This is a genomic window from Pseudomonas sp. TE21394, from assembly GCF_054057835.1.
This window is the reverse complement of sequence record NZ_JBSRZR010000001.1, coordinates 4869543-4881404: the sequence shown is the minus strand read 5'-3', so window position 1 is coordinate 4881404 and position 11862 is coordinate 4869543. Positions and strand designations below refer to the sequence as shown.

The 11862-nt window shown below is 66.4% G+C and carries 13 protein-coding genes and 1 pseudogene; all 14 read left to right on the top strand.

Translation table 11 applies throughout. The features are described from left to right. Positions 1–13 precede the first annotated feature (13 nt). The 14 genes and pseudogenes from ACVWZT_RS22375 (at position 14) to ACVWZT_RS22310 (ending at position 11861) form a co-directional block, all read left to right on the top strand. Positions 14–670 carry an SCO family protein gene (locus ACVWZT_RS22375; protein ID WP_457471481.1) on the top strand — a complete coding sequence of 219 codons (657 nt, stop codon included), beginning with the start codon at positions 14–16 and terminating at the stop codon, positions 668–670. Continuing rightward, positions 667–831, top strand: a pseudogene (locus ACVWZT_RS22370) (SCO family protein); the annotation flags it as partial. The gene ACVWZT_RS22375 and the pseudogene ACVWZT_RS22370, both read left to right, overlap by 4 nt. Positions 832–906: 75 nt before the next feature. Then, entirely contained in the window at positions 907–1548 is a 642-nt protein-coding gene (locus ACVWZT_RS22365) for a SurA N-terminal domain-containing protein (protein ID WP_457471479.1), read from the top strand. 247 nt (positions 1549–1795) lie between these two features. Then, positions 1796–2329, top strand: a complete 534-nt coding sequence (locus ACVWZT_RS22360) for a response regulator (RefSeq protein WP_457471477.1) — start codon at positions 1796–1798, stop codon at positions 2327–2329. A 60-nt stretch (positions 2330–2389) separates the two neighbouring features. Further along, positions 2390–4105 carry a GspE/PulE family protein gene (locus tag ACVWZT_RS22355; protein WP_457471476.1) on the top strand — a complete coding sequence of 572 codons (1716 nt, stop codon included), beginning with the start codon at positions 2390–2392 and terminating at the stop codon, positions 4103–4105. Continuing rightward, positions 4059–4880, top strand: coding sequence for a hypothetical protein (locus ACVWZT_RS22350; protein WP_457471474.1), 822 nt, complete (start codon positions 4059–4061; stop codon positions 4878–4880). The genes ACVWZT_RS22355 and ACVWZT_RS22350 overlap by 47 nt, the downstream gene beginning before the upstream one ends. A 1-nt stretch (position 4881) precedes the next feature. Beyond that, complete coding sequence (locus ACVWZT_RS22345; protein WP_457471473.1) at positions 4882–5424, top strand: pilus assembly protein; 543 nt, start codon at positions 4882–4884, stop codon at positions 5422–5424. Then, entirely contained in the window at positions 5411–5974 is a 564-nt protein-coding gene (locus ACVWZT_RS22340; protein WP_457471471.1) for a pilus assembly protein PilO, read from the top strand. The genes ACVWZT_RS22345 and ACVWZT_RS22340 overlap by 14 nt, the downstream gene beginning before the upstream one ends. Further along, positions 5974–6483: a hypothetical protein gene (locus tag ACVWZT_RS22335; RefSeq protein WP_457471470.1), complete on the top strand. Its 510-nt coding sequence runs from the start codon at positions 5974–5976 to the stop codon at positions 6481–6483. The genes ACVWZT_RS22340 and ACVWZT_RS22335 overlap by 1 nt, the downstream gene beginning before the upstream one ends. Then, on the top strand, positions 6480–8345 hold the full coding sequence (locus ACVWZT_RS22330) for a secretin N-terminal domain-containing protein (protein ID WP_457471468.1): 1866 nt from the start codon (positions 6480–6482) through the stop codon (positions 8343–8345). The genes ACVWZT_RS22335 and ACVWZT_RS22330 overlap by 4 nt, the downstream gene beginning before the upstream one ends. Next, positions 8342–8821: a type II secretion system protein gene (locus ACVWZT_RS22325; protein ID WP_296229783.1), complete on the top strand. Its 480-nt coding sequence runs from the start codon at positions 8342–8344 to the stop codon at positions 8819–8821. The genes ACVWZT_RS22330 and ACVWZT_RS22325 overlap by 4 nt, the downstream gene beginning before the upstream one ends. A 5-nt stretch (positions 8822–8826) precedes the next feature. Next, positions 8827–9201, top strand: coding sequence for a type II secretion system protein (locus ACVWZT_RS22320; protein ID WP_296229782.1), 375 nt, complete (start codon positions 8827–8829; stop codon positions 9199–9201). Beyond that, positions 9176–9703, top strand: coding sequence for a type II secretion system protein (locus ACVWZT_RS22315; RefSeq protein WP_457471466.1), 528 nt, complete (start codon positions 9176–9178; stop codon positions 9701–9703). Before ACVWZT_RS22320 ends, ACVWZT_RS22315 begins: the two co-directional genes overlap by 26 nt. A gap of 244 nt (positions 9704–9947) precedes the next feature. Next, positions 9948–11861, top strand: a complete 1914-nt coding sequence (locus ACVWZT_RS22310; RefSeq protein WP_457471464.1) for a sigma-54-dependent Fis family transcriptional regulator — start codon at positions 9948–9950, stop codon at positions 11859–11861. Position 11862: the final 1 nt, after the last annotated feature.

The following is an 11862-nucleotide window of genomic DNA, read 5'->3' as shown; positions in this document are numbered from 1 at the left end:
CGAGGAATCCGCGATGACTACCAGGCACGCTTGCAGAACATTGGCCCTGGCCCTGGCGCTGGCCAGCAGCCTGGCGCTGGCACATGGCGACAGTGAACCTGGCGGCCATGCCGCGCAGCCACGGCCTGCCAGCGAGGAAAAGGCCAGCGTACGCTTTGCCGATGTGTCGCTGCTGAACCAGGACGGCATGCCGGTGCGCCTGGAACAAGACCTGGTCGGCGAGCATCTGGTGGTCATGGGCTTCATCTACACCCGCTGCACCACGGTGTGCCCGGTGGTGTCCGCGGTCATGGGCAAGGTCCAGGAGCAACTGGGTGGCCGGGTAGGGCAGGAGATTCAGTTGGTGTCGATCAGCGTCGACCCGCAACGCGACGACGCCAGGCGCTTGCAACGTTATGCCAGGGCCTTCCAGAAGGGCCCTGGCTGGAGCTGGCTGACCGGCACACCGTATGCCATCGGCGAAACGCTCAAAGGCCTGGGCAGCTTTAGCGCCGACCTCAGCCGGCACCCGCCACTGATCCTGGTGGGTGACGGGCGCAGCGGGCACTGGAAGCGTTACTACGGCGTTACCGACCCGGCGGTGCTGATCGACGAACTCAACCGCCTCAGCGCCCGCCGGGTACACGTCAAAAGCACGGCCATTGCCGACCGCCACGAGGTGCAACCATGAGCCAGGCAACCTCCCGCCGCGTGGGCATGCGCGGTGTCGACTGGCTGGTGCTGGGCGCTTGCCTGTGGATCCTCGCCTCGGTGGCGTTCGCCCATCAGGGCCATGCGCCTCAGCTGCCGGCGCCGCAGCCGGCGGTGCCGGCGCTCGGCAGCGACGGCGGTGGCCCTGCCTGCGCCCCGGTTCACCGCGTTCACCCCGTACCGGCGCTGCCGGACAACCCTTGAACGGAGGTTGCCATGCGTACGCTGTTGTTGTGCCTGTTGCAGGTGCTGGCCAAGGCCAGCTGGGCCGATGTGCCGGCGGCGCGGGTCAATGGCGTGGCGATCGGGTTGCTGCGCCTGGAGTGCTATTTCAGCGTATACCTGCAGGCTCGGGGCCGCGCGGTGACCAGCATCGGCAACCCGACCCTGTACAAGCGCTGGCGCGACCAGGCCCTGGACGAGCTGATCGACAAGGAACTGCTGTGGCAGGAGGCAATGCGCCTTGGCATCACCGTCAGCGAGCAACAAGTGTCGGCGCATGTTGCCGAGATAGAGGCCGCGGCCGGCAGTGTGGCGGTTTTCGAGCGGCGGCTGGCGGAGGCGGGCGTCGACCGGTCACATTACAATGATTACGCGCGGTACGAACTGGCCGCGCAGCAGGTGTATGACCTGTTCACTGCGATCGACGCACCCGGAGCGGACGAAGTACAGGCGTTCTACGAGGCCAACCGGGAAAAACTGCAAGGAGCGCAGAACCAAAGTGATAATACTTCGGTCATACGCGAACACGGCCTGGCCCTGGCCAGGGCCACGCTCATCGGCCAACGCCAGGCGCGTGCGCGCCAGGCCGTGCGCCAACGCTTGCGGGCATCCGCTACAGTGGAAATCGCCGACTGAGGTCAGGCATGGCATTGCCCCAATACTGGGGATTAACCAATTTGCCCTGTACCGGCAGTTTCCCCGGATATGGGGAAACGGGCCGGTGCGGCTGCCTGCCGCAGTGCCGGTTTCAGAAAAAAGCCGATCGGTATCAAGGGCTTGAAGCAATACAGCATGACCTTCAACGCCTGGCACGAAGCCTGCTCTAGCCTGTACGAGGGCGCACTTCGCAGACCGCTAACCGGGCAGTTCTTGGGAGTCGACCTTGGTGAACAGCGTATTGGTAGTCGATGACGAACGGACTCTTGCGCAAAACCTGCAGGCGTATCTGCAGGCGCAAGGCCTGGACGTCCATGTTGCCCACGATGGTGCCGGTGGTATCGAGCTGGCTGCGAAGCTGGCCCCCCAGGTCATCGTGCTGGATTACCGCTTGCCCGACATGGAGGGTTTTCAGGTACTGGAAGCCGTACGCAGGAACAGGCAATGCCACTTCGTGCTGATTACCGCCCACCCTACCGTCGAGGTATGTGAGCGAGCCGCCGGACTGGGTGTGAGTCATGTCCTGTTCAAGCCGTTCCCGCTGGCGGAACTGGCCCGTGCGATTTTCGACCTGTTGGGTATCGAGCGCCAGCGCAGGGCCACGGACAAACCGGCTGAAGGGTTCGTCGAGCGACGCCAGAACAGCAACGAGTCGTTCCCCCTGCAGTTGTACGATGGCAGCTGGGTACTGGCCGACCGCCGCCGTAACGGCACCAAGGCCCCAGGGCCGGACGACGACCAACTGCTCACCGGGGAATAGTGGCGCCCGCACCCTTGGCCGAGCCAGTCTGCGACGCGCCCCTGAGCGGAGTCGCAGGCCATGCCAGAAGCATTCGATGCATCACGGGACGCGCTACTGCCTGCACCGGTCACTTCGCGGCCACTCTGCTCAGCCTACCCGCGCGACCTCCTGGCTCAGGCCCGCCTGCAAAGCAGCGACGAACGCCTGCTCACCCGCCTGGAACAACTGGCCTGCGACACGCCTGACACGTTCACCCAGCGCCTGGGCCTGACCCTGCATTACCCGGTGCTGGACAGCCACACCTTGCTGGCCAGCACCCCACGGTTCGACAAGGTCAGCCTGGCGATGTGCCTGAAGCGCGAATTCGTGTTGATCGAGCAGGGCGGCCAACTGCTGGGCGTGTTCGCCGACCCCTTCGACCATGCCCGGCTGGCCTGGATCGACGATGTGCTGCAGGGCGCGCCCCTGTACCTGGCACATGCCGCCGACCTGGCCACCTTCCTCGCCCGCCAGGAAGAAAGCTTCCACGCCGTCGACGCCCTGGGCCACGACGCCGAGGCCTGCAATGACAGTGGGCCGCTGCAACGCCTGTCGCTGGCCAGCATCAGCGAAGACCAGAGCCGTGTGGTCAAGCTGGTCAACGCCACCCTGTATGACGCCCTCAAGCTGCACGCCAGCGACATCCACCTGGGCATGACCGGCCAGGGGCTGACCATCAAGTACCGTATCGACGGCGTGCTCAACGCTGCCGGCAAGGCCAGTGGCAGCGCTTTCGCCGACCAGGTGATCTCGCGCATCAAAGTCATGGCCGAGCTGGACATCGGCGAACGGCGGGTGCCCCAGGACGGCCGTTTCAAGGTAGCCGTGGGCGACCGGCAGATCGACTTCCGCGTGTCGATCATGCCCAGCATCTTCGGCGAAGACGCGGTGCTGCGGGTGCTCGACAAGCAGGACTTGTCCGACCGGGTCAATGGCGTGCAGCTGCACGCCCTGGGCTTTGCCGAGGACACCCTGCGCGCCCTGCGCCGGCTGGCCGCAGAACCTTACGGCATGATCCTGGTCACCGGCCCCACCGGCAGCGGCAAGACCACCACGCTGTACGCCATGATCAGCGAGATCAACCACGGCATGGACAAGATCATCACCATCGAGGACCCGGTCGAGTACCAGCTCCCCGGCGTGCTGCAGATCCCGGTCAACGAGAAGAAAGGGCTGACGTTCGCCCGCGGCCTGCGCTCGATCCTGCGTCACGACCCGGACAAGATCCTGGTCGGTGAGATCCGTGACCCGGATACCGCGCAGATCGCCGTACAGTCGGCGCTCACCGGCCACCTGGTGTTCACCACCATCCACGCCAACAATGTGTTTGACGTGATCGGCCGCTTCAGCCAGATGCAGGTCGACCCCTACAGCTTCGTTTCCGCGCTCAATGCGGTACTGGCCCAGCGCCTGATTCGCCTGGCCTGCCCGCATTGCGCCACGCCGCGTGAGGTGGATGACGACACCTTGCACGGCGCAGGCCTGTGCCGCGCGAGCGTGGCTGGCTGGGCGTTCATCCGCGCCCAGGGCTGCGGCCAGTGCCGTGGCAGTGGCTACCGCGGCCGTAGCGCGATCGCCGAACTGCTGCATCTGGACGATGACCTGCGGCAGATGATCGTCGAGCGCCGTCCACTGTCGCAGATCAAGGCGCTCGCCTGCCAGCGCGGCCTGCGCCTGCTGCGCGCCTCGGCCCTGGACCTGGTCCGCGATGGCCGTACCACCCTCGAGGAGATCAACCGTGTCACGTTCATCTGATCATGGCTCGTGTCGATACACTGCGGTGCTAGGTGCCGAGGGGGTCGGCCTGGGTTGCTGGCAGGCCAACCGTCACCAGTGGCTGGGCAGCCGTGCCTTCACCGGCGCTGCCGGCCAATCGCCCTGGGTGGCCGCCGTCGACGCACTGGCCGCCATGCTGACCGAGCGTGGCGCAGGCGGCGCCCAGTTGCGGGTGTTGCTGTCGGCCCGCTACAGCCGCTTCTGCCTGGTGCCGTGGAGCGATGTCATCGGCCACCCGCGCGAACTGCACGCCTATGCCCGGGCCTGCTTCGAAGCGCTCTACGGGCAGGCCCTGGACGACTGGCGCATCGTGCTGTCGCCGGAGCCTGCCGGTGCCGCCCGTATTGCCACGGCGCTGCCCGAAGCCCTGTTGTTGCGGCTGCAGGCGCTCGGCCGCGACCACCACCTGAGCCTGCGCTCGGTGCAGCCGTACCTGATGGCCGCCTACAACCGCTGCACGGAGCAGCTGGCGCAGGGCGACTTCCTGTTCGTGCTGGCCGAGCCACAGCGCAGTGTGCTGCTGCTGGCCGCCGGGGGAGCCTGGAAGCAAGTGCTGGCGCAAGGTTGTGCCGACAGCGACCAGGCCCTGCAGGCGCTGATCGAGCGCACCTGCGAGCTGTATGGCGGGCCCCTGCCAGCGGTCTACCTGTATGCCCCGGCCCGGCTTGATGTGCCGCGGGTGGCGGCGCTGCAGCTGTGCCCACCGGCCAGCGATGCCGACCCGTTGTGTGCCATGTGGCGGGCGGTGGCCTGAGATGCGCCGCCTCGACCTGGAATTCCAGCCCCGGCGCAGTGGCCCGCTGGCCTGGTCGCTGCTTGCGCTGGGCTGCGCCTTGGTCGCCGGCCTGTTGCTGCTGCAACAGCGCCTGCAGGCCGAGCAGGTCGAACGGCAGGCCAGCCTGCATAACCTGGAACTGCAACTGGGCCGCCGCCCGGCCAGTGCCGCGCCGCTGAGCAGCGCAGCCAGCCGTGAGCAGGCCGAGCGCCTGGCGCAGATGCAAAGCGTCTCGCAGCAGCTGCAACGGCCGTGGCAGCAACTGTTCGCCATGCTGGAGGCGCAGCCGCAGGACGACGTGGCGTTGCTCAGGCTGGCACCTGACGCGCGCAAGGGCCAGCTGCGCATCGCCGCCGAGGCGCGCAACCTCGAAGCAATGCTGCAATACCACCAGCGCCTGGAGGCCAGTGCCGAGCTCAGCGACGTATCGCTGCTCAACCACGAGGTGCTGGCCAGCCAGCCCGAGCAACCAGTGCGTTTCACCCTCACTGCCACCTGGGAGACCGGCCATGCGCGCCCATGAACCGCTGAACAGGCTGATCCTGCAGGAGCGTCTGCGTCGTCTCGGCGCGGTCGGGGTGGCAGCCGCCATCGTGGCATTGCTGGCGCTGGGCGGACTGTGTGCCGGGGTATTGCCGCAATGGCAGGCCATTCGCGAACTGCGTGGCAACGAAGCGGATGCCAGGCTGCAACTGCAGCGGGTCAGACGCGGCGAGCTGAAGATTGCCACCCAGCCCGAGCAACAGGCTCTCGACAGCCTGCGCCAGCAACTGCCGGGGCAGCCCCAGGCCAGCGCGCTGATCGAACGCTTGTACCACCTGGCCAGCGCCGAGCACATCAGCCTGGCCCACGGTGAATACGCCCTGGGCATCGATCCCAAGACCCAGCTGGCACGCTACCAGATCGTGCTGCCTGTGCATGGCAGCTACCTGCAGATTCGCGGTTTCGTCGGTGGCCTGCTCAAGCAACTGCCGACCTTGGTGCTGGAAGACCTGGAGCTGCAACGCAAACGCATCGGCGACAGCGAGCTCGACGCCCGCCTGCATATGACCCTTTACCTGTCGAGGTCGTGATGAACACACAGCGTGCAGTCATCTGGGGCGGCTTTCTCGGCGTGAGCGTGGCGTTGGCCTGGGCGCCGGGCCATTGGTTCGGCCAGGAGGACGGGAACGTGGCGTCAGTCGGCAAGTTCGCTGCCACCCAGCCGGCAGGAAGCGCCGGACCTGGGGCAGCAGCTGCCGCCGCCAAAGGGCCGGAGGCGGCAGCCAGAGACCTGTTCCCCATCCAGCAGTGGAGCAAGCCCGAAGCCCTGGCCAGCATCACCGAACATCCCGAGACTGCTGCCCCGGTCGTACCTCAGACGCCCACCGCCCCGGCCTTGCCATTCCAGTTCATCGGCCGCATCGGCGACCGTGACGACCTGCAGATTTTCCTGCAGAGCGGCGAAAAGCTCTACGTCGTGCGCCAGGGCGACGTCATCGATGACACCTACCGCCTCGACCGCGTCTCGGCCAGTGAGCTGAGCCTGGTCTACCTGCCCTTGCATCAGCCGCAGACCTTGTCTGTAGGGAGTGCTCCATGAAGTCATCAACGCTGTGCAAGCCGGCCCCGTTCCTGTTAGTGGCGCTGTGCGTGGCCATTGCCGGCTGCGCTTCCAATGCGCTACGCGAGGACAGCGACCAGCTGATGAGGGAGGGCCAGTACGAGGCGGGCATCGCGCAGCTGGAACAGGCCCTGCTCGAAGACCCGCGCGACACCGAGCTGAACATCGCCCTGGCGCACAGCCGCCAGGCTGCGGTGGAGGCGCTGCTGAGCCAGGCCGATGCCGATCGCGTTCGTCATGACTTCGCCGGTGCGCGCATGGGCTATAGCCGGGTGCTGACCCTGGAGCCGAACAACCGCCGCGCGCAGGAAGGCATCCGCCAGCTGGAGCTGCTCCGCACACTCGACGAGCGCGTGGCGCTGGGCCAGGCGGCGCTACGCCAAGGTGACCTGTTCGGCGCCGAGCGCTACATGCGCGAAGTGCTGCGCCTGGACCCGCAGAACCAGAAAGGCATGGCCCTGCGCAGCGACATCGAGAATGTCCAGGCGCGTACCGCGCAGCCTTACCCGCAACTGCGCAGCAAGCTGGAGCGGCCAGTGACCCTGGAGTTTCGCGATGCCAACCTGAAGAGCATCTTCGAGGTGCTGTCCCAGGTCGCCGGCATCAACTTCATCTTCGACAAGGACCTGCGCCCGGACATGAAGGCGACCATCTTCGTCCGCGACCTGCGCATCGAGGACGCCGTGGCACTGTTGCTCGAGCAGAACCAGCTGCGCCAGAAGATCGTCAATGAAAACACCCTGATGATCTACCCCGACTCGCCACAGAAGGCCAAGGACTACCAGGAACTGGTCATGCGCACGTTCTACCTGACCAGTATCGATGCCAACACTGCATTGAACATGGTCAAGACCATGCTCAAGACCCGCGACGTGTTCGTCGACGAACGCCTCAATACCCTGACCATGCGCGACACCCCCGATGCCGTGCGCATGGCCGAGAAGCTGCTGCAATCGCAGGACCAGTCCAACCCCGAGGTGGTGTTGGAGGTGGAGGTGATGGAAGTGGCCACCTCGCGCATCCTCGACCTCGGCCTGCAGTGGCCGAACACCTTCGGTGTGCTCAGCTCCGATGGCCAGCCGGTCAGCGTGCTCGACCAGCTCAAGGGCATCGATTCCAGCCGCATCAGCATCTCCCCGGCACCACAGGCCAAGATCAACGCCCAGGACAAGGACATCAATACCCTGGCCAGCCCGGTAATCCGTGTCAGCAACCGCGAGCAAGCGCGCATCCACATCGGCCAGCGGGTCCCGATCATCAGCGCCACCTCGGTGCCCTCCACCCAGGGCCCGGTGATTACCGAAAGCGTCACCTACCTGGATGTCGGCCTGAAGCTTGAAGTGCAGCCGACCGTGCACCTGAACAACGAAGTGGCGATCAAGGTGGCCCTGGAAGTGAGCAACGCCACGCCGCTGGAGCCGACACGCCAGGGCACCATCCCGGTCCAGGTCGACACCCGCAACGCGCAGACCAGCCTGCGCCTGCACGATGGCGAAACCCAGGTGCTGGCAGGCCTGGTGCGTAACGACCACAACGCCAGCGGCAACAAGATCCCCGGGCTGGGTGACATCCCCGGCCTGGGCCGGCTGTTCGGCAGCAACAAGGACGACATGAGCAAGTCGGAGCTGGTGCTGGCGATCACCCCGCGCATCGTGCGCAACCTGCCGTACCAGAGCCCCTCGGACATGGAGTTCGCCACCGGCACCGAGTCGGCCATGCAGGTGCGCCAGATGACGCCGTTGCCGCCGGCGGACGTGCCGGGCAATGCACCCAACACCGATGCACCGGTGGTAGACAGCCAGATGGCCGTCGCCCCGGTGAAAGGGAGAACGCAGCCATGACCCTGCAGCGCTGCATGCGCGGCTTCAGCCTGATCGAAGTGGTGCTGACCCTGGCATTGCTCGGGCTGCTCGCCAGCATCGCCGCACCACTGACCGAAACCGTGGTGCGGCGCGGCAAGGAGCAGCAGCTGCGTGAGGCGCTGTACCAGATTCGCGATGCCATCGATGCCTACAAGCGGGCGTTCGATGCCGGTTACATCGAGAAGCGCCTGGATGCCAGCGGCTACCCGCCGAATCTGCAGATTCTGGTCGAGGGGGTACGCGATGTGCGCAGTGCCAAGGGTGCCAAGTTTTACTTCCTGCGGCGCATCCCGCACGACCCGCTGGTGCCCGCCAGGCATGACGACGCTGGCGGCTGGGGCCTGCGCGCCTACGACAGCAGCCCCGACAACCCGCGCGAAGGTGAAGATGTGTTCGACGTCTACTCCAGAGCCCGTGGCAAGGGCCTCGACGGCATTCCGTACCGGCAATGGTGACAGCCATGAAACGCCGCACAGGCTTCACCTTGATCGAGCTGCTGGTGGTGCTGGCGATCATCGCCACGTTGATGACCATCGCCATGCCGCGCTACTTCAACAGCCTGGAAAGCGCGCGCGAAGCCACCTTGCGCCAGAGCCTGGCGGTGCTGCGTGAAGCGCTGGACCATTACTACGGCGACACCGGCCACTACCCGGACTCGCTGGAGCAACTGGTGGAACAACGCTATTTGCGCAATACCCCGGTCGACCCGATCACCGAGCGCAGTGATGCCTGGCAGTTGGTGCCACCACCCGAAGGCGTGGCCGGCGGGGTGGCGGATGTCAAGAGCGGTGCTCCAGGGAGGGCCCGCGATGGCAGCCTGTTCGCGGAATGGTGAGGCCAACCGCGGCTTCACCTACCTCGGCGTGCTGCTGCTGATTGCCGTCAGCAGCGTGGCCCTGGCCGCCACCGGCACGCTGTGGGCCAGTGCTGCCCAGCGCGATCGTGAACGCCAGTTGCTGTGGGTAGGCGGCCAGTACGCCCAGGCCCTGCGCAGCTACTACCGCGCCTCGCCGGGGTTGGCCCAGTACCCACAGGCGCTGGCCGACCTGCTGCAGGACAACCGCTTCCCGCAGGCCAGGCGGCACATCCGTCGGTTGTACCCCGACCCGATCACCAACAGCCAGGAGTGGGGCTTGCTGCGCGGGCTCGACGGCCGTATCACCGGGATACACAGCCGCTCGGACGCCCCTCCGTTCAAGCGCAGTGGCTTCGAGACGCAGTTCTCCGGTTTCGAGGGCCTGGAACACTACAGCGACTGGCAGTTTGTCGCCGAGCAGCCGTTCAGTGAAAGCGCCGGTGGCGCCCGTACCCACGCTGGCCCGGGAGACACACCCTGAAACGCCTGCCTTGGTGCAGGTCTTGAGCCATACAAACCGGCTGACAACCATGGCTTCACAGGCATGGCCAGGTTGCAACAAATGTGGGAGCGGATTTATCCGCGATGCGCCGCGCGGGCGGCGCTCGATCTCACAGGCGCCACACCTCATGAGGCATGCACCTCGACGCCCATGAAAATCTCCCGCACACTGCGGAGAAAAAACCAAGCCCGTTGCCCGATCCACGGCACAGCTGGAGCAACAAATGGCGCGACAATTTCCCATAACAAACGCCCACGACCCGCTGCATGAATCCCGTCAGGCCCGCCTCAAACTGGCCAGCGAAGGCGAGCTGCCGCTGGGCATGCTGCGCGACGAAATCGACGCTTCCTGGCGCCGCAGCCTGAGCCATGGCCTGGATTGCCGGCAGGGCGAGCAGGTCGGCCTGGGCCTGGAACAAGGCCATGACCTGCGCATGCTGCTGGAGCGCAACCGCCTGCTGGTCGACGCTGTCACCCCCGAACTGGACTACCTGGTCGAGCGCCAGGGCAAGGCCGGTATCGTCATCCTCGGTGATGCCCAGGCCAACGTACTGGCCATCGAAGGCCAGACCCATGTGCTTAGCCGCGAGGGCCTGCGCGACCTGCATCCGGGCAGTTGCTGGAGCGAGTCGCTGCGTGGCACCAATGCCATCGGTACGGCGGTGGTCGAAGGCCGGCCGACGCTGATCAATTGCGGCGAACACTACCTGGACCGCCTCAGCCCTTTCTCCTGCACCTCCGTGCCGCTGCGCGACCCGCGTGGCGACGTGATCGGTGTGCTGGACATCACCCGCGAGGGGGTAATGGCGCAGCCGCAGGACAGCCTGACCACGCTGATGCTGGCGGCCGGCAACATCGAAAGCCGGCTGTTCGGCCTGTGCCACCCCGAGCAGCTGGTGCTGGCCTTCCACAGTCGCCCGCAGTACCTCAACAGCGCCTGGCATGGCTTGCTGGCTCTGAGCCTGGACGGCGAGGTACTGGCCGCCAACGACAGTGCCTGCCAGCTGCTGCAGGTGCCGCGCCATGAGCTGATCGGGCGGCGCAGCAGCGACTTGCTGGGCGAGCGTTCGCCAGCCTTCATTGCGCGCTTGTGGCAGGGTGGGGTGAGCAGCGTGCAAACGGCCAAGGGCGAGTTCTACTTTCGCGCCCTGCAGCTGCCGCGCCATGGCCGGGTCAACGCCGGCACGCCGGCCAGCAAGCCGGCAGCTGGCCAGCAGTCGCCGGCACTCGAGGCCCTGGCCGGTGGTGACGCGCGCCTGGCGCGCAACCTGCGCATGGCCCGCCAGGGTTTGGGCAACGGCCTGCCGGTGCTGTTGCTGGGCGAGACCGGCACTGGCAAGGAAGTAGTCGCCCGGGCCCTGCACCAGGCCAGCCCGCGCGCCGGCAAGCCGTTCGTGGCGGTCAACTGCGCGGCCATTCCCGAAGGGCTGATCGAGTCCGAACTGTTTGGCTACCGTGAGGGAGCGTTTACCGGTTCGCGCCGGGGCGGCATGGTCGGGCGGTTGATGCAGGCGCATGGCGGCACGCTGTTCCTCGACGAGATCGGCGACATGCCGCTGGCCCTGCAGGCGCGCTTGCTGCGCGTATTGCAGGAACGCCGGGTGGCGCCGCTGGGGGCAGGGGACGAGCAGGAGATCGATGTGGCGCTGATCTGCGCCACGCACCGCGACCTCAAGCGCCTGGTACAGGAACAGCATTTCCGCGAAGACCTGTACTACCGGGTCAACGGCGTGTCGCTGCGCCTGCCGGCATTGCGCGAGCGGGATGACCTGGCTGCGATCATCCAGGGGCTGCTGGACAAGTCAGGTGCGCGTGGCATCACGCTTGACCCGGCGTTGACAGCGTTGCTCGAAGGGTTCGACTGGCCGGGCAACATCCGCCAGCTGGAGATGGTCGTACGCACCGCGCTGGCCATGCGCGAGGACGGCGAGCAGGTGCTGAGCCTGGAGCATCTCACCGATTGCCTGCTGGATGAACTGGCCAGCGGCACGCCCCCCTCCGGCAGCCTCAAGGACAACGAACTGGAGCTGATCCGCGGCGCCCTGGCGCGCCACCAGGGCAACGTGTCGGCCGCCGCCGAGGCGCTTGGCATCAGCCGGGCAACGCTATACCGCAAGCTCAAACAGTTGCGCAGCTGAC

What these genes read in the sequence shown, in the direction of transcription:
- ACVWZT_RS22375 (WP_457471481.1), top strand. Translation starts at nt 14, where the DNA reads ATGACTACCAGGCACGCTTGCAGAACATTGGCCCTGGCCCTGGCGCTG.
- ACVWZT_RS22365 (WP_457471479.1), top strand. Translation starts at nt 907, where the DNA reads ATGCGTACGCTGTTGTTGTGCCTGTTGCAGGTGCTGGCCAAGGCCAGC.
- ACVWZT_RS22355 (WP_457471476.1), top strand. Translation starts at nt 2,390, where the DNA reads ATGCCAGAAGCATTCGATGCATCACGGGACGCGCTACTGCCTGCACCG.
- ACVWZT_RS22350 (WP_457471474.1), top strand. Translation starts at nt 4,059, where the DNA reads ATGGCCGTACCACCCTCGAGGAGATCAACCGTGTCACGTTCATCTGAT.
- ACVWZT_RS22345 (WP_457471473.1), top strand. Translation starts at nt 4,882, where the DNA reads ATGCGCCGCCTCGACCTGGAATTCCAGCCCCGGCGCAGTGGCCCGCTG.
- ACVWZT_RS22340 (WP_457471471.1), top strand. Translation starts at nt 5,411, where the DNA reads ATGCGCGCCCATGAACCGCTGAACAGGCTGATCCTGCAGGAGCGTCTG.
- ACVWZT_RS22335 (WP_457471470.1), top strand. Translation starts at nt 5,974, where the DNA reads ATGAACACACAGCGTGCAGTCATCTGGGGCGGCTTTCTCGGCGTGAGC.
- ACVWZT_RS22330 (WP_457471468.1), top strand. Translation starts at nt 6,480, where the DNA reads ATGAAGTCATCAACGCTGTGCAAGCCGGCCCCGTTCCTGTTAGTGGCG.
- ACVWZT_RS22325 (WP_296229783.1), top strand. Translation starts at nt 8,342, where the DNA reads ATGACCCTGCAGCGCTGCATGCGCGGCTTCAGCCTGATCGAAGTGGTG.
- ACVWZT_RS22320 (WP_296229782.1), top strand. Translation starts at nt 8,827, where the DNA reads ATGAAACGCCGCACAGGCTTCACCTTGATCGAGCTGCTGGTGGTGCTG.
- ACVWZT_RS22315 (WP_457471466.1), top strand. Translation starts at nt 9,176, where the DNA reads ATGGCAGCCTGTTCGCGGAATGGTGAGGCCAACCGCGGCTTCACCTAC.
- ACVWZT_RS22310 (WP_457471464.1), top strand. Translation starts at nt 9,948, where the DNA reads ATGGCGCGACAATTTCCCATAACAAACGCCCACGACCCGCTGCATGAA.